Below are 16,553 nucleotides of genomic sequence, written 5' to 3'. Positions count from 1 at the left end.
TTCACTAGCTAAGCTAGCTATTAAAAACTTTATTGATTACGTTTTGCTTGTTCAGTTTTCAAAGTTCATTATTATCTCAGTCGTTTTCAGCGACTTCATTATGATAACTCGTTTATAACAAGAAGTCAACAACTTTTTTGTTTTTTATTTCTAAAGTGTTTCGTCTTGTTAAGGACAAGTAATAATATATAATATAGCATTTTAAAAATCAAGTATTTTTTAAAAAAAAGTTAAAAATCTTTTTTTATATCAATAACAAACAATAGAGCACTCTCTTCTAAAACAATAAATAGTAATACTAACAAGTTTCAGCCATAGTCAAAAAAACAAGTAAACAAAGTATGGCCAAATAAATTAAGTACTAACACTATTAATAAAAACCTACCCCATCCCTTATAAGGTCACCTTGATCTTCTTTAAAATTATGGATCAATTAATTGATGGTACTCTCTACATCATCAGCGATTATCCAACGATCATCGCATACGTATATTGAGTCCTATTATATAATAAGATGTAACAAGTGCACAGGTAACAAGTGCATCCCATTTTTCTCAACACTTATTCTGTTGTCGAAACTTCAAATGAACATGTTGATTGAACAAATATTCTATTATTTTCTTCAATCGGGATTTGGGAATATCTATATATAGAAAGCAGGCGTCCAATGTAATCCAAAGTGCTTCTCGCATGCCATGTATCCTATAGACATTTAGAATTGTACTTATTTCCAATTAATTTGAGTAATTTAACAATGCATGTTATAATTTTTCATGAAGATGGATATAAAAAAAGGACCACTTGGTGTGTCACCACCAAATGGTCATGTAACAGACGAATCGCTTCAAAGGCGATTTGCATAATGAAGGAGTAAACCACTCACATGCTTGGAGGGCAGGGGCGGTTTACTTTTTTTTCTGAGAAAAAGTAAATGACAGAACGATTACCGAAACAATCAATCCACTAAAACTGATCATTAAGGACATTGCCTCGTAAGTTGTCATTAGCAACACCTCCTTCCCCTCCAGAAACCTGAACAACGGGTGAAGAATGTATGCTTACCGCCCATGAAACCTCTATCTAGTTACCTCTTTATTATACCATTTTATGTGAATGAAATATAGTTTTTGGAAATTTAATTAGGATATAAATCTGGTCAACCTCTCGTCAATTTTTGTTACAAGCTCGCCGTTTGCTTCATCTCCCCTTAACATTTTTAGTATGATCTAGGCCTGGTGCCGCCACTAGGTTCCCGAATCCGATCAGCATTCTTTATTGAAAATGTGATTAAAAGCTTTCCTTATCATTAATCTTTTATTTCTCCCTATTAGTAGAGATGAGCTCTAGTCTCATTCCCTAATATCAATAACCCTTTGTCCATTCCCCTAAAAACAGAGTCGCCATCATTAAATTAGAAAAGAGCACACTGGAAAATACTATGCTATTCGCTTACGTAGATGCTTGTTTTACATAAATAACCTACCTAGAACCAAAGTGATATTAATTACGAAATGGATGTATAGATGAATTTTAGATCCCTATAAAATAAAACACATATATTTCCTTACTTCCATGTTGTACAATACAAAAAAGTAATACACATATAATAATGACTGGTTGCATATCTCTTAGCAATGCGAAATATCTATGGAGGGTCGTGTATGGGAACATTATTGGAAAATATGATTACATATGAAGTTGGCATAAAATTAGTTTTAGCAGCCACATTAAGTTTAGTAATCGGAATTGAAAGGGAATTAAAGAAGAAACCAGTTGGATTAAAGACAAGTTTGGTCATAGCAACATTCAGCTGTTTGCTAACCATTATTTCCATTGAAACAGCTTACTCCACCCCTTCTAGAGAAGATATAAATATTACAATGGATCCCCTTCGCTTAGCAGCCCAAATTGTCAGTGGGATTGGATTTCTAGGAGCAGGCGTAATTTTAAGACGCGGCAATGATAGCATCTCTGGTTTAACGACTGCAGCCATGATATGGGGAGCTGCCGGCATCGGAATCGCTGTAGGCGCTGGTTTTTATATGGATGCAACATTAGCTGTCATTATCATCGTTTTCGGAATTGAAATCCTCTCTCCTTTCCTAATGAAAATTGGACCAAAACGTATTCGCATGAGAGAGATTTTACTAAAGGTTCAAATAGATGATGACAAACATACGGAATCCTTTCTATTATTCCTTAAGAACAACAATATCATCATCGAAAATATCCGTATTAAAGATGTACCTTTAAAAAATGATAATGTTTTACATGAGTTGGATTTACGTTTGTCCTTAATTGTTTCTGATAATTTACTATCGTTTTACCGTTCATTAAGAACATTATCATATATTGAAAAAATCGAAATGGAAATTTTAAACTAGTTGGAGGATTTTTATGGCAGAATTATTTAAACTACTAAAGGATGGTAACAAACCTTCCCTGATGGCGGCTTGTGTCAATGCCTTTTTAGGTATTATTAAAGGCATTGCCTTTTTCTTAACAGGTAATGTGGCTATGTTCGCAGAAATGATGCATTCACTTGGAGATGCAGCTAACCAATTGTTCGTGTATATAGGCTCCGCTCTATCGAAAAAAGCACCTACAAAGAAATTCCCTAGCGGCTTCGGTCGTATTGTCAATTTAGTATGCTTATTTGCAGTTATTATCGTAGCAATTCTTTCTTATGAAACAATTAAAGAAGGATGGCATCATTTTATCCACCCTACTGGTGAATCAAGTGGGGTACTCATCGCACTCGGAGTTTTATTTATAGGTATTGTTTTAGAGGGTACAGTACTTGCTAAAGCAGCAGTAGAAGTATTACATGAAGCTGGGCAGGAAAAAGCAGGTATGACATCCATCCCAAAAGCTTTCAATTATTTAAACCGTGCCAAGCCTGCAACTAAATTAGTGTTTATGGAAGATTTAGTCGCTACAAGCGGAAATATTTTAGCTTTCATTGCTATTGTTATCGCTCATTTTACAGGGTGGACTAGAATAGAAGGTCTTGTTTCCATGATTATTGGGGCAATGATGTTTTATGTTGTTGGTAAAGTATTCTTAGACAATGCTCGAGGTGTAATCGGTGAGACAGATGAAGAAATGTTAAATCATATCGCCCATCTTGTGATGGATGACCCAAATATTAAAGATATTGTACGTCTTGAAGTCATTAAAGAAGGGGAATTTTTACATGTTGAGTTAGTGGCAGAAGCTGACCCTAAACTATCCTTAGCTTTTTTAGATGATGTTCGGGATCATTTGACAGAAGTTATTTTAAGTCAGAAAGGTGTGTCGAAGGTCGCCATTTTATTTGATGAAGATGACGGAAAGGCTAGCTGGATACATCTTGGCGACAGACCTAATCATGAATTGTAGAAGCTAAAAAGCCAATTGCCTTGTTTGAACGGCCCGTAAAAGTTAGATTGATGTCTAACTTTTTTTGGGTCAGATCAGTTTCAGGCAGTTGGCTTTTTGTTAAACTGATATTAATTGATCCCGATCAAAATTTGTTTCCCTTAGATTATCAGGGATGGACTCGTAGCTTACAAAGACTTGATTGGTTATCATAAATGTTAGGAATTGATTACTAACAACGGTCTTTTTAGTACCATTTTGTTGAATGACTATTTCTGAAAACATTAAAGTGGCTTGTCGATTGGCTAAAGCATATTCTTGGGCATTTAGAATATCCCTACCATCCACATGACAGCCTAAAACAAAATGACCAGCATAAGAATCTTTTAATACGTTAGGATGCATGGATCGGTAATGCACTTCAGAAATTGAATCTTCACGATTCATGAATTGATGGGCTACCAAATAATGCTTTAAAGCACCTTTTAAATCAATTGCGATAATTGTATCTGCTAATATTGTTCGAAAATAAACCGGAACAATTTCAGCATCTCCTAAATAAGGTTTTACCTCTACCACAATTTCCCCAGAAGGACGGACAAATAAATGTCCACTTGCCTTATTTACACCATTCGAAAAAGTAATGTTCGTTTGCCCAAAACGTAAACTCTTAAAGAAAATACTTTGATCAACCATGTAACCCGTAACAATGTTATCATTTTCAATTTGTATCGACTTTGTTTCAATCCCCAAAACTTCTACACAATTTTGTATTTTGTAAACATGCTGCTGAAATGGTATCTCTTTACAACTTAATGTAACCACACGATCCTTAAGCAATTGCTTCAACATTTGATCCCTCTCCTCTTTGTTTAAGTCATTATTTTAATAAAGGTGGATAAACAGTTTCTGAACAACCCTACATTAATGGAGCTAGTGCGACAAATACCATCACTCTCTAGCAATCACAAAGTCTAATATGTATTAAAATATCCAATTTAAGTTAAATATTCTGATTAAAATCATGACTTTTTTCACTTCTCTTAATAAAATTAACCATTACACCCCTTTGAATATCTAACTATTTCATTATATTGTAGGTCTTAAGAAACTTCTACGACAAAATTCAACAAGATTCGTTAATTTTTCTTAACCTTCAATAAAAAAAGTGTGAGGCTAACTGCATAGCCTCACACTTTTTTATTATTTTAAAGAGAATTTTGTAAGATAGTACGTACATCTTTTTCTTGTAACTGATGGAAGTTTCCAAATGGACCATTATGCATTGCATGCTCTACAATCTGCTGGAATTTCGAATCATCAATATTATAATCGGCTAAACGATTTGGTGCCCCTAATGATGACCAAAATGCTGATAAGCGATCGATCCCTTCATAAGCAACCTCTTCTACCGTTTTGTCTGTTGCATCCACCCCGAATACTCGTGTTGCTATACCTGCAAAGCGCTCAGGATTCACCGGCACACTTAAACGCATCCAATGAGGCTGAAGAATAGCTAAACCACCTGCATGCGGAATATCATATACTGCCGATACAGCATGCTCAATATTATGAGATGCCCAATCTCCACGAGATCCGATTGATAAGAAACCATTTAATCCAATCGTTCCTGCTAATAGAATTGTTTCACGTAACTGTGTATTCTCTAGATCCTCTAATAATTGAGGTGCTGTCGTAATAACCGTACGTAATACACCTTCACACATTTCATCAGTGATTGGTGTATTCGTTGTATTATGGAAATACTGTTCGAATACATGTGACATCATATCAACGATTCCATAAACGGTATGATTTTTAGGTACAGACACCGTATACGCAGGATTTAAGATTGAGAATTTCGGGAATGCCGCAGGGCTACCCCAGCCTAATTTTTCTTCTGTAGCGGCATTAGTAATAACTGACCCAGAGTTCATTTCAGAGCCTGTAGCGGCCAAGGTTAAGACAGTTCCTAATGGTAAAGCTTGTTCTACAAATACCTTGCGTTTAACGATATCCCAAGCATCCCCATCATATTTTGCACCAGCAACAATTAGTTTGGAGCAATCAATAACAGAACCGCCACCAACTGCAAGAACTAAGTCAATTCCCTCTGTTTTACAAATTTCAATACCACGTCTAGCTGTTTCCACACGCGGATTTGGTTCTACACCACTTAATTCAAAAATTGTTTTATCTGCTTGCTGTAATTTGTCAATAACAGCGTCGTAGACACCATTCGTCTTGATGCTACCGCCACCATATACAACCAATACTTTTTTTCCATACTGCTCTAATTCCTTCGGTAACTTTTCCAGTGCATCTTCACCAAAATGAAGTTTCACTGGGTTAAAAAATGTAAATGAATCCATTTAATTCGCCCCTTTCTAGTTGGATTTTCTCATATTTCTGTTCAAGAAAGCAAAGATAAACGTTCGGCATAACTGTTTAAATTGATTCCATTTGGACGATTAATTAAAGGGTTTTGTAAGGGAGATTCATTCAAACATTTCTTCAAATTAGTAAAGAGACGAAAAAAACGAGTCCTCCCATAAAAATAGGAGAAACTCGTTGTAAATTGAACTTATTCTTAAACCCATCCGCGGAAGCGTGAAGCTTCTGCAGTGCGGCGAACACCAACCATATAAGCTGCTAAGCGCATGTTAATGTTACGTGTTGTAGCTGTTGTATAAACATTATCAAATGCTTCAACCATTTTTTTGTATAGACGTTCTTCAACTTCTTCTTCTGTCCAATAATAACCTTGGTTATTTTGTACCCATTCAAAGTAAGAAACTGTAACTCCACCAGCAGATGCTAATACGTCTGGTACAAGTAAAATGCCACGTTCTGTCAAAATTTTAGTTGCTTCAGCAGTTGTTGGACCATTTGCTGCTTCTACTACGATATTAGCTTTAATATTGTGTGCATTGTCAGCAGTAATTTGGTTCTCAATCGCAGCAGGTACTAAAATATCACAATCAAGTTCTAATAATTCTTTATTTGAAATCGTGTTTTCAAATAAAGTTGTTACAGTACCAAAGCTATCACGACGATCTAATAAGTAGTCGATATCTAAACCTTCTGGATCATGAAGTGCACCATAAGCATCCGAAATACCGATTACCTTTGCACCTAAATCATGCATAAATTTCGCAAGGAAGCTACCTGCGTTACCAAATCCTTGAATAACAACGCGCGCACCTTTAATATCAATACCGCGTTTTTTCGCTGCTTCTTCGATTACAATTGTAACACCTTGTGCAGTCGCACGGTCGCGACCTTGTGAACCACCAAGAACTAGTGGCTTACCTGTGATAAAGCCTGGAGAGTTGAATTCATCCATACGGCTATATTCATCCATCATCCATGCCATAATTTGTGCATTTGTAAATACGTCTGGCGCAGGAATATCTTTTGTTGGTCCTACGATTTGACTTACAGCACGGACATAACCACGGCTTAAGCGCTCGATTTCGCCCATAGACATTTGACGAGGATCACAGATGACACCGCCTTTACCACCACCATATGGTAGATCGACAATACCACATTTCAATGTCATCCACATTGAAAGCGCTTTAACTTCCTCTTCAGACACTTGTGGGTGGAAACGAACCCCACCTTTAGTTGGTCCTACAGCATCGTTATGTTGTGCACGGTAACCAGTAAATACTTTTGTTGTACCATCATCCATTTTCACTGGGATACGTACTTGTAGCATGCGAAGCGGTTCTTTTAGTAATTCATACATTGCTTCATCATAGCCAAGTTTGTTTAGAGCATCTTGAATGACATCTTGTGTTGATGTGAAAAGATTTAAGTTTTCAGACATTATTAAATCGCCTCTTTGTTTTATTTAATGATAGTATATCGGCATCATTGTAACATACTTCCGAATTAAAATGTGAACATTTTGTTAAAGATTAAATACTTTTTCAATTTGTTCGATTGACCAATCTAAATCCTCTTGTGAAATAACAAGTGGTGGCGCAAAACGAATAACTGTATCATGTGTTTCTTTACATAATAAACCTAATTCTTTTAGTTTTTCACAGTATGGACGAGCTGCCTCTGTTAATTCCATACCAATAAATAAACCACGACCACGTACTTCTTTAATAACTGGGTTATTAATTTCTCTTAACTTACCTTTGAAGTATTCACCAAGTTCATGTGAACGTTCAGCTAATTTTTCATCTAATAATACTTTAATAGATGCAATTGAAACTGCACAAGCTAAAGGATTTCCGCCGAAAGTTGATCCGTGTGAACCAGGGTTGAATACACCTAGAATATTACGGTTTGCAGCTACACAAGAAATTGGGAATACACCGCCACCTAATGCTTTACCTAAGATGTACATATCTGGTTCTACTTCTTCCCAATCACAAGCAAACATTTTACCAGTACGTGCTAAACCTGCTTGGATTTCGTCAGCAATGAATAATACGTTGTTTTCACGGCAAAGTTCGCGAGCTGCTTTTAGGAAGCCCTCTGTTGGGATAACAATACCAGCTTCACCTTGAATTGGTTCAATTAAGAATGCTGCTGTGTTTGGTGTAATAGCTGCTTTTAATGCTTCAAGATTACCGTAGTCTACTAATTTAACGTTTGGTAACATTGGACCGAATCCACGACGGTATTCCTCATCAGAAGAAAGAGATACAGCAAGCATTGTACGACCATGGAAGTTACCATTACATGCAATCACTTCTGCCTTGCCTTCTTCTACGCCTTTTACATCATATGCCCAACGACGAGCTGCTTTAAACGCAGTCTCTACTGCTTCAGCACCTGTATTCATTGGTAATACCATTTCTTTATTTGTTAACTTTCCTACTAGCTCATACCATTCACCAAGGTTTTCGCTGTAGAATGCACGTGAAGTTAATGTTACTTTATCAGCTTGCTCTTTTAAAGCAGCGATAATTTTTGGGTGACGATGTCCTTGGTTTACAGCTGAATAAGCTGATAACATATCTAAATATTTGTTACCTTCTGGATCTTTAACCCAAGCACCCTCAGCCTCTGAAATTACGATTGGCAGTGGATGATAGTTTGCTGCACCATAATTTTGTGTTTGTTCAATAACTTGTTGAGTTTTTGTCATATTCTATTCTCTCCTTACTAAATGATGATAAAAAATCGATGCAAGAAAGGACTATGTATTTCTGTAAGTAGAATAATTAAGAATTTAGCAACAACAATCGATCAATTTGCAAACTCTCCCCAAGTAAACTACATAAGTGGCTACGGTATTAGCCAACGGTTGTATTACTTGGAGAAGTTCCACAAATTCTGTCACAATGCTTCATTTACTACTTATTAAAATAGCCCTAACGTCAATGTAAAATTAAAGCATTTCTGAAGTTGTTTTTGCTTGCATGTGAAGTTGTAGGTAGTCTGGGCCACCAGCTTTTGAGTCTGTACCTGACATGTTGAAACCACCGAATGGTTGGTAGCCAACAATCGCACCTGTACAGCCACGGTTGAAGTAAAGGTTTCCAACATGGAATTCTTCACGTGCTTTTTCTAAGTTTACGCGGTTTGTCGTAATGACAGCACCTGTTAAGCCGTATTCTGTATCGTTAGCAATTTCAATCGCTTGATCGAAATCTTTTGCTTTTGCGATCGCCACTACTGGTCCGAAGATTTCTTCTTTCATAATACGTGCAGAAGGCTCTACGTCAGCGAATACTGTTGGTTGTACGAAATAACCTACTGAATCATCCGCTGTACCACCAGCTACTAAACGACCTTCGCCTTTACCGATTTCGATGTATTCCGTAATTTTATTGAATGCAGCTTGGTCAATAACTGTTGCCATGAAGTTGCTGAAATCTGTTGGATCTCCAACTGTTAAAGCATTTGTTAACTCTTCTACACGGTTCACCACTTGGTCATATACATCTTCTACGATGACAGCACGAGAACATGCTGAACATTTTTGACCAGAGAAACCAAATGCTGATTTCACGATCGATTGTGCAGCTAATTCAAGATCTGCTTCTTTATCGACAACGATTGTATCTTTACCGCCCATTTCAGCGATTACGCGTTTGATCCAAATTTGACCATCATTTAGGACAGAGGCACGTTGGTTAATACGTAAGCCAACATCACGTGAACCTGTGAAGCTGATGAAACGAGTTTTTGGATGATCAACTAAATAATCGCCCACTTCAGCACCAGAACCTGGTACAAAGTTTACAGCTCCTGCTGGAAGACCTGCTTCTTCTAATACTTCGATAAATTTATACGCCACTACTGGTGTTGTAGAAGCTGGTTTTAGTAATACTGTATTACCTGTTACTAAAGCAGCTACTGTTGTACCAGCCATGATCGCAAATGGGAAGTTCCAAGGTGAGATGACGATACCAATTCCTAGTGGAATATAGTCATAACGGTTGTATTCACCTGGACGGCTTTCTACTGGTTGGCCGTTTTTAATACGTAGCATTTGGCGACCATAGTATTCTAAGAAGTCGATTGCTTCTGCTGTATCCGCATCAGCCTCAGCCCATGGTTTCCCTGCTTCTTTTGTTAATAATGCTGAGAATTCGTGTTTACGACGACGAATAATAGCGGCTGCTTTGAAAAGAACGTCAGCACGAATAGCTGGATCAACTTTTTTCCAAGTTTTGAATGTTTCATCTGCTGCTTGCATCGCTTTTTCAGCTAAATCTTTGCTCGCTTTTGACACACGGCCAATAACTTCTGTTTTCTTTGCAGGATTGTACGAAACGATTTTATCTTCAGTTGTAATACGCTCGCCACCGATAATAAGTGGGTAGTCTTGCCCTAAGTAACCTTCAACTTTATTTAAAGCCTCTACATAAGCATTGTAGTTTGCCTCTTGTGAAAAATCTGTGAATGGTTCGTGTTTGTATGGAATCATACTTAATCCTCCCTTGTGAGATATATTTGGGTATGCAAAAAACATTGACGCAAAATATCTTTGCGTATAAAATATTCTTACACTTATTATAATGCAAAATTTCGTTGCATATTTCAAGTAAAAAATTTTTGAGGTGCACATTTTTATGAAAAATTCTGAACCTTTACTACCTTTTTATGAGTTTATTGCAACAAATGTATCCGTTGGTATTCATGCAGTAGACCTATCCGGCAAGACGATTATTTATAATACAAAAATGAAAGAAATTGAAGGATTCCATTTTGATGAGCTAGCGGATCGTTCGATTATTGAAATGTTTTCCTTCCGTCAGCACGAAAGTACCTTAATGCGTGTATTACAAACTGGAAAGAAAGAAATTAATGTCAAACAATCCTATTGGAATAAAAATGGGCATGAAATTACAACCATTAATGATACTTTTCCACTTATTGTAGATGGAAAACTGATTGGGGCAATAGAATTTGCGCGTGATATTACATCATTAGAAAAGCTTGTTTATCAACCCCTTCGTCGATATGATGAGCCTTTGACGTTCGACATGATAAAAGCTGAATCTGAAGCCATGAAGCAGGTCATCGAAAATGCTAAAAAAGCAGCGGCTGTAAAATTACCAGTATTATTAATTGGGGAATCTGGGACAGGCAAGGATTTAGTGGCTGAAGGTATTCACCACGCGGCTTCACCAGATCCTGAAGCCTTTATGACACTTGTTAGTCGTCGTTCTGCTCAATCAGTGCTTGATAAATTAAATCAGCTTTTAGAAGAAGATAAAGACTATACCTTTTTCTTTGAGCGCATTGATTTTTTGAGCTTAGACATTCAAGAGCAATTGTTAGATATACTCCAGTCCCTACCGCAGTCCAAGTACATGTTAATTGGCAGTGTAGGTAGCGACCCGATTACATTAATTGCTGAAAAAAAGCTGTCCAAATCACTTTATTATTTCTTTGCAACGATGGCTATTACTATTCCCCATTTAACTGATCGAAAAGAAGATATTCTCCCATTTGTGGATGATTATTTTAGCCGACATCGAGAACGATTTGCTTCACAGGTTACAGAGCTAGCACCAGATGTACAGGAATTATTCTTACAATATGATTGGCCTGGCAATTTAAAGGAACTCGAGTTACTATTGGATGAAATTGTTTCATTTATGACGATAGAGTCTACGGTAACCTCAGATTTATTGCCGTTGCATTTCCGCTTCAAGGTACAGCAACAAGATACCAACAATCGTGAACCTGAATTCTTTATGTTCCATCAAAATCATGATGTCATGCCATTAGATGCTTATTTGCGCGAAGCCGAATCATATTATGTGCAAAATGTCTTGAATTTATATGAGGGCAATATTACAAAAGCCGCGAATGCACTTGGGATGAGTAGACAAAACCTTCAATACCGAATCCGAAAAATAAAAAAGCAATAACATAAAAACAAGGATACCTTCACGTTGAAAGTATCCTCGTTTTTTATTGTCCAGATTGTTCAATCCAGTCCTGTAATTTGTCTTTTAAGGAATTAAAACCATTCGCATCCGATTCATCTACACGGTCCTGCAATGATTTGCGTGGTGGTGCTTCTTTTTTTCTAACTGTTGCCGGGCGTTCCTGTAGCGCTCTCATCGATAAACTAATTTTTTCGGCCTCTTCATCGATTTCAAGTATCTTGACCTCTACTTCTTGCCCAACAGCTAAAAATTCACTAACATCCTTCACAAAGCCGTATGTTATTTCCGAAATATGCACAAGGCCTTGCGTATTGTCATCTAATGCAACAAATGCACCGTATGGTTGAATACCTGTAACTTTTCCGGTCAACACGTCTCCTAATTCATATTTTTTTACCATAACCTTTGCCCACTTTCTTTTGGTTTGCTACGTATATATCGGTTAAATTATAACATACGTGTAAAATCGGGGCAAAAAATCTCCTTACTCAGAAATGGCTGTAATGATGCAACGTTTTTCACCTTTTCCTATAGTCTCTGTACCTAATTGGAAGGTTAAGCGTTGGCCAATCAATTGAATTGATTCTGATTTCACGTCTACTTTAATCGTTGTTTGGGATGCATCAGTTGCATAAAGAACTGTAAAATGTTCCATACCATCAAATTGAACTACTTTATTCATATCTACATCTTGAGAAACTAACTGTTTAATGGTTTCTTGATCGCCTTTTCCTTGTGCATATAAGAATAGGCTAACGATGTTCATTGGATTTAATGAATCTAGGATGGTATCGTCTTTGCTTGATGTATAAGCATTGTATAAAGCTTCAGTTTGGTAAATCCAACGAAAATCAATTTGTAAACTCGTCGAACCATCTGATGATTCTATATAGACTTCATTACTTAAATATGAAAGCTCCATTCCAATATCATGTCTTGTAAGACTATCAATTGTTTTGGATGTCCCTTTTTCTTTAAATTCTTCATGGATAATTTGTGCAGTTAATCGCATCGATTCTCCATACTTTCCATTTGCAGTGGCATTTAAAAACTCGATATGTTCGGGCGAATATCTACTCATGTCATCCATACCTTTTAGAAGTAAAAGCCACGTATTTTCGAATTCTTTCTTTAAATCCCGTAATAGGAAATCAAGTCCTCCTACTGATAGGTCTGTGACTAATGTTCTTTCATATAATTTTAAAATTCGAGCAGTTTCTTCTGTAGAAAACCGTAAATTTTCACCTTCCAATAAAGAGCCAGTAGCCCAATATTTAAATAGACCTAATATGTCAGAGTGAAGACGATCAGTATATGCTGGTGCATTTTGCTGAAAAATGGGATCTGCTCTAAAGCTAAAGTTTTTCCCATCATTAGACAACTCAAAATACTGTTTTTTAGCCGTAGCAATTAATTGTTCTAGTTCTTTAGGATAATTTCCCTCTTTTTGTGATAGTACATTCTTATAGGGAGAAAGTTGATTAGTATAATATTGTAAAACATCTTTCGTTGAATAAAAATAATTGCTAAAAAAATATCGAGATTCCTCATATGACATAGAGTTTTCAAATGTGTTGATTTGCTCTATTAACTCCCGAGGTGTTTGCAAATTATCTAGTATTTCTTGCTCCAACTCCGCTAAATATTTTGGATTATCCATCATTCTATTAACTACTATATTTTTATTTCTAGCTTTATCATTGTATTTATTATCAGCGATTGCAATAAACGATAGTTTCCTAAAGTCTTGTTCGGGTATATGGAGCTCCTGGCGTGTTTTTTCGCGCTTTTCTTGATACTTTTTTTGTAAGCTTGAAAACCATTCTTCATAGCTACTCTCTATCTTTTCTTCATTTGAATGCACAGATGTTGACGGATGGAACATATATGACGACATTAAGATTCCAACTAATAACACACTGGCGATGCTAGCAATCCAAACAGCAGGCTTTTGCCATTTTGTTGAAGGCTTTGGAACCGTTTTATTAATTTCTTGAAATTGCCTTTTGGCATCCTCATTTTCAATTTGCTGAAGAACATGCAGTGGTTCTAGCTTTGATTCCATTCGCTCATAGGATTTTTTCAGTAGTGCCATACGTTGATTAAATTGTTGATCATCCATTTTCAACACTCCCCTCTTGCATTAATGCTGCCTTCAACTTTTCTTTCGCACGTAATAACCGTACCTTAACCGTTGATAATGAAATATTTAAAACCTCTGCGATTTCTTCATATTTTAGCTCGTGGAAATAATACAGTACGATAGGGTACCGATATTTTTCATCTAAGGCTTGAATAGCATTGTGTAAGATTTTATCTTCTTCAAATAATAGAACATCGTCTTCAGCAGAGAGGAAAATGGTTTGCCTTTGAGCATTAAGCTTGTCCTCTTTTGCCAGCTCTCTCTGTTCCTTACGATAATAATCACGTGTAGCATTCAATGTAATTTTATAAAGCCACGTCGTAAATCGATCCTGTTTAAATTGATGTAAAAAGCGATACAGTTTAACAAATACCTCCTGTGAAACATCTGCTAAATCATTGCTATGTACGCCACACTGAAAGGCAAACTTTTCAACTGTTTGTTGATGAATTTGAATAAGTTCGATATAGGCTTCTTTGTCTCCTTGCTGTGCCCTCGCTATTAATTCAGCTTCCTCCAAGGCGATCCCCTCCTTTTGTTTATGGAACGAAAGAATCTACCTAATTGTTACATATTAAGGATGTTATTTACTCTAAAAGGAGGAACCTTACTAAAACGCCCTCACACGCTCTATAAATTGGCTCTTAATGGAGAAATCCCCTCAATCAATATTCAGATATTTGCTTGTGTTATGAAAATATTGCGGTAAAATAAAACTTTAGTACAAGGAGGCTAACCGAAAAGCGAAAAAAGTTGCCTGGATTGGTGGCATCATTATCTTTATTGTTGGTATTCCTAGTGCGCTGTCATTTGGTATACTATCAGATATGAAGATGTTAGACCGTTCTATTTTTGATTTTGTTGATTTTATGACCAACAATATCGGAATGCCTATTGGCGCTCTGCTAATCTCAATTTTTGCAGGTTATTATTATACAAAAGATATTTCTCGTAAAGAGCTAGCCGCATCTAATTGGATGTTTACAATTTGGTACAAGTTAATTCGCTATGTGTCCCCAATTGCTATATTAATTATTTTCATTCAAGGTATTTTACCAATATTTAAATAAGGATTTAGAGCCTCTATCATGTCAATGCAAAAAGAGGTTGTCGTAGGACAACCCCTTTTTTTATAGGAAATATGCAAAATATTTTAAATAATACATTTTGCTTCAAATTTAATAGCAATCAGTTTGTAAGAGATGGCTACACAATCCTCAAAAGGAATCCATTGCTCAAACGAATGCTCATATGTTTCTTGAATTACTTTTGCAAGCGTAGATGGATCATCGATTCCTTGCAATGCCGCTACAACATCTGCTGTTTCCGTATCATAATGGTCTGGACCTAAGTGGAATGGATCCCACTCCTCTAGCAGATGGACAGCTGCTTGATTCATTTTTACATTTTCCAAAATACTCACCTATTATCCTTTGATCATAATCGTATGATACCATAGTAAATAAAAAAGAAAAGAGTGATTTGCTTGTCTATTTTTGATCAAACTATCAAACGTCGTTGTACAAACTCCGTCAAATGGGACGCAATGAAAATGGTTTATGGACTAAACGATGCGTCCGATATCTTGCCAATGTGGGTAGCTGATATGGATTTTGCTGCTCCACCAGCCGTTTCAAAAGCATTGCAGGAACATGCTGAACGCACTATTTTTGGTTATAGCTTTATTAGTGAGGAAGCGATACAGTCAATCGTGGACTGGCAAAATACTCGTCATGATTGGCAAATTGATAAGGATTCCATCGTATTCTGTAATGGTGTTGTGGCTGCCTTAGCAAATAGCATTGTTGCCTTTACTAATCCGGGAGATAAAGTCCTTATTTCCACACCTGTTTATCCACCATTTTTTAACATCCCAAAAAGCAATGGGCGCGAAGTGGTAAGCTGCCAACTAGTTGAAAAAAATGATGGCAAATTTATCGTTGATTTTGAAGCTTTTGAACAGGCACTAGCTCAAAATGTGAAAGCCTACATATTATGCAATCCTCACAATCCTGGCGGTTATGTATGGGATGAAGCTACTTTAAAGGAAATTGTACGACTCTGTGCTCAATACGACGTCCTTATTATTTCAGATGAAATTCATGCTGATTTAATGATAAATGGAGAAAAACATATTCCTATTGCCAAAGTAGCAGGCGATGAAATCAATCGTATTGTAACGTGTATGGCTCCTACTAAAACATTTAATTTAGCAGGTATTCAGGTTTCCTATATGATTGTGCCAGATAAGAACAAACGTCTACAGCTTGAAGCTGTGAATATGGCAAGTGGACAAGGCTCATTAAATACTTTCGCCTCTGTAGCATTACAGGCTGCGTATACGGAAGGCTCCCCTTGGCTAGATGAATTGTTGCCGTATGTTTCAGCAAATATGGATTATGTCAAAGCAGAGTTAGAGCAGATTCCAGGCATTCGCATCATTAAACCACAATCCACTTATTTAATATGGATTGATTATAGAGAGCTTAACCTTGAAGAAAAAGATATTATGAACCGACTATTAGAAATTGGTAAACTGGCGTTAGAGCCAGGGACAAAATACGGTGAAGAGGGTCAAGGCTTCTTACGTATGAATGTAGCTTGTTCATTTGAAACAGTACGAGACGGCGTAGAGCGCTTTAAAAAAGCGTTTGAACAATAAAAGTAAGAGAAGG

At 36.6% G+C, this 16,553-nt stretch carries 15 protein-coding genes; 5 read left to right on the top strand and 10 right to left on the bottom strand.

The genetic code is table 11. The annotated features are described in order from the left end of the window. Positions 1 to 905: 905 nt before the first annotated feature. Entirely contained in the window at positions 906 to 1,004 is a 99-nt protein-coding gene (locus PI85_RS24895; RefSeq protein WP_220273102.1) for a putative holin-like toxin, read from the bottom strand. Between the two features lie 657 nt (positions 1,005 to 1,661). Here PI85_RS24895 and PI85_RS14565 point away from each other — a divergent pair. Together PI85_RS14565 and PI85_RS14560 are read left to right on the top strand one after the other, a co-directional pair. Continuing rightward, positions 1,662 to 2,384, top strand: a complete 723-nt coding sequence (locus tag PI85_RS14565) for an MgtC/SapB family protein (protein WP_008178169.1) — start codon at positions 1,662 to 1,664, stop codon at positions 2,382 to 2,384. A gap of 13 nt (positions 2,385 to 2,397) precedes the next feature. Beyond that, a complete protein-coding gene (locus tag PI85_RS14560) occupies positions 2,398 to 3,381 on the top strand; it encodes a cation diffusion facilitator family transporter (protein ID WP_036119842.1) in 984 nt (327 codons plus the stop codon). A 99-nt stretch (positions 3,382 to 3,480) separates the two neighbouring features. Here PI85_RS14560 and PI85_RS14555 read toward each other — a convergent pair whose 3' ends face one another. From PI85_RS14555 to pruA, 5 genes are all read right to left on the bottom strand, one after another. Continuing rightward, on the bottom strand, positions 3,481 to 4,212 hold the full coding sequence (locus tag PI85_RS14555) for a hypothetical protein (protein ID WP_036119844.1): 732 nt from the start codon (positions 4,210 to 4,212) through the stop codon (positions 3,481 to 3,483). A gap of 356 nt (positions 4,213 to 4,568) precedes the next feature. Continuing rightward, complete coding sequence (locus PI85_RS14550) at positions 4,569 to 5,732, bottom strand: iron-containing alcohol dehydrogenase (RefSeq protein ID WP_036119845.1); 1,164 nt, start codon at positions 5,730 to 5,732, stop codon at positions 4,569 to 4,571. A gap of 218 nt (positions 5,733 to 5,950) precedes the next feature. After that, the gene (locus PI85_RS14545; RefSeq protein WP_036119847.1) at positions 5,951 to 7,195 is read right to left on the bottom strand and encodes a Glu/Leu/Phe/Val dehydrogenase; all 1,245 of its coding nucleotides are present in this window, start codon (positions 7,193 to 7,195) and stop codon (positions 5,951 to 5,953) included. Positions 7,196 to 7,279: 84 nt separating this feature from the next. Continuing rightward, positions 7,280 to 8,473: an ornithine--oxo-acid transaminase gene (locus PI85_RS14540; RefSeq protein WP_008178160.1), complete on the bottom strand. Its 1,194-nt coding sequence runs from the start codon at positions 8,471 to 8,473 to the stop codon at positions 7,280 to 7,282. Positions 8,474 to 8,716: 243 nt separating this feature from the next. Next, on the bottom strand, positions 8,717 to 10,261 hold the full coding sequence (gene pruA / locus PI85_RS14535; protein WP_036119850.1) for an L-glutamate gamma-semialdehyde dehydrogenase: 1,545 nt from the start codon (positions 10,259 to 10,261) through the stop codon (positions 8,717 to 8,719). 145 nt (positions 10,262 to 10,406) lie between these two features. Between pruA and PI85_RS14530 the strand changes: the two genes are divergently transcribed. Continuing rightward, positions 10,407 to 11,714 (top strand): sigma-54-dependent Fis family transcriptional regulator, encoded by a 1,308-nt coding sequence (locus PI85_RS14530; protein WP_008178156.1) that lies wholly within the window; start codon positions 10,407 to 10,409, stop codon positions 11,712 to 11,714. A 43-nt stretch (positions 11,715 to 11,757) separates the two neighbouring features. Here PI85_RS14530 and yugI read toward each other — a convergent pair whose 3' ends face one another. The 3 genes from yugI to PI85_RS14515 form a co-directional block, all read right to left on the bottom strand. After that, complete coding sequence (gene yugI / locus PI85_RS14525; protein WP_008178152.1) at positions 11,758 to 12,135, bottom strand: S1 domain-containing post-transcriptional regulator GSP13; 378 nt, start codon at positions 12,133 to 12,135, stop codon at positions 11,758 to 11,760. Between the two features lie 84 nt (positions 12,136 to 12,219). Continuing rightward, the gene (locus PI85_RS14520) at positions 12,220 to 13,857 is read right to left on the bottom strand and encodes a hypothetical protein (protein WP_036119855.1); all 1,638 of its coding nucleotides are present in this window, start codon (positions 13,855 to 13,857) and stop codon (positions 12,220 to 12,222) included. After that, complete coding sequence (locus tag PI85_RS14515) at positions 13,850 to 14,398, bottom strand: RNA polymerase sigma factor (protein WP_036119859.1); 549 nt, start codon at positions 14,396 to 14,398, stop codon at positions 13,850 to 13,852. The genes PI85_RS14520 and PI85_RS14515 overlap by 8 nt, the downstream gene beginning before the upstream one ends. Before the next feature lie 307 nt (positions 14,399 to 14,705). Here PI85_RS14515 and PI85_RS14510 point away from each other — a divergent pair, with 307 nt between their 5' ends. Further along, positions 14,706 to 14,948 (top strand): hypothetical protein, encoded by a 243-nt coding sequence (locus PI85_RS14510; RefSeq protein WP_039392013.1) that lies wholly within the window; start codon positions 14,706 to 14,708, stop codon positions 14,946 to 14,948. Positions 14,949 to 15,031: 83 nt separating this feature from the next. Here PI85_RS14510 and PI85_RS14505 read toward each other — a convergent pair whose 3' ends face one another. Next, positions 15,032 to 15,292 (bottom strand): DUF1871 family protein, encoded by a 261-nt coding sequence (locus tag PI85_RS14505; protein ID WP_008178143.1) that lies wholly within the window; start codon positions 15,290 to 15,292, stop codon positions 15,032 to 15,034. A 72-nt stretch (positions 15,293 to 15,364) separates the two neighbouring features. On the opposite strand from PI85_RS14505, the gene PI85_RS14500 reads away from it, so the two are divergent. Continuing rightward, positions 15,365 to 16,540, top strand: coding sequence for a MalY/PatB family protein (locus PI85_RS14500; RefSeq protein WP_036119867.1), 1,176 nt, complete (start codon positions 15,365 to 15,367; stop codon positions 16,538 to 16,540). Positions 16,541 to 16,553 lie beyond the last annotated feature (13 nt).

This window comes from Lysinibacillus sp. A1 (assembly GCF_000801965.1).
Lineage (GTDB): Bacteria > Bacillota > Bacilli > Bacillales_A > Planococcaceae > Lysinibacillus > Lysinibacillus fusiformis.
The sequence above is the reverse complement of the archived record's forward strand: the minus strand, read 5'-3'. Positions and strand labels throughout refer to the sequence as shown.

Excerpts from the sequence above, each read along its gene's own strand:
- PI85_RS14550 (WP_036119845.1), bottom strand. The coding sequence starts at position 5,732 with ATGGATTCATTTACATTTTTTAACCCAGTGAAACTTCATTTTGGTGAA.
- PI85_RS14520 (WP_036119855.1), bottom strand. The coding sequence starts at position 13,857 with ATGGATGATCAACAATTTAATCAACGTATGGCACTACTGAAAAAATCC.
- PI85_RS14530 (WP_008178156.1), top strand. The coding sequence starts at position 10,407 with ATGAAAAATTCTGAACCTTTACTACCTTTTTATGAGTTTATTGCAACA.
- PI85_RS14560 (WP_036119842.1), top strand. The coding sequence starts at position 2,398 with ATGGCAGAATTATTTAAACTACTAAAGGATGGTAACAAACCTTCCCTG.
- yugI (WP_008178152.1), bottom strand. The coding sequence starts at position 12,135 with ATGGTAAAAAAATATGAATTAGGAGACGTGTTGACCGGAAAAGTTACA.
- PI85_RS14565 (WP_008178169.1), top strand. The coding sequence starts at position 1,662 with ATGGGAACATTATTGGAAAATATGATTACATATGAAGTTGGCATAAAA.
- PI85_RS14510 (WP_039392013.1), top strand. The coding sequence starts at position 14,706 with ATGAAGATGTTAGACCGTTCTATTTTTGATTTTGTTGATTTTATGACC.
- PI85_RS14540 (WP_008178160.1), bottom strand. The coding sequence starts at position 8,473 with ATGACAAAAACTCAACAAGTTATTGAACAAACACAAAATTATGGTGCA.
- PI85_RS24895 (WP_220273102.1), bottom strand. The coding sequence starts at position 1,004 with ATGACAACTTACGAGGCAATGTCCTTAATGATCAGTTTTAGTGGATTG.
- PI85_RS14545 (WP_036119847.1), bottom strand. The coding sequence starts at position 7,195 with ATGTCTGAAAACTTAAATCTTTTCACATCAACACAAGATGTCATTCAA.
- pruA (WP_036119850.1), bottom strand. The coding sequence starts at position 10,261 with ATGATTCCATACAAACACGAACCATTCACAGATTTTTCACAAGAGGCA.
- PI85_RS14555 (WP_036119844.1), bottom strand. The coding sequence starts at position 4,212 with ATGTTGAAGCAATTGCTTAAGGATCGTGTGGTTACATTAAGTTGTAAA.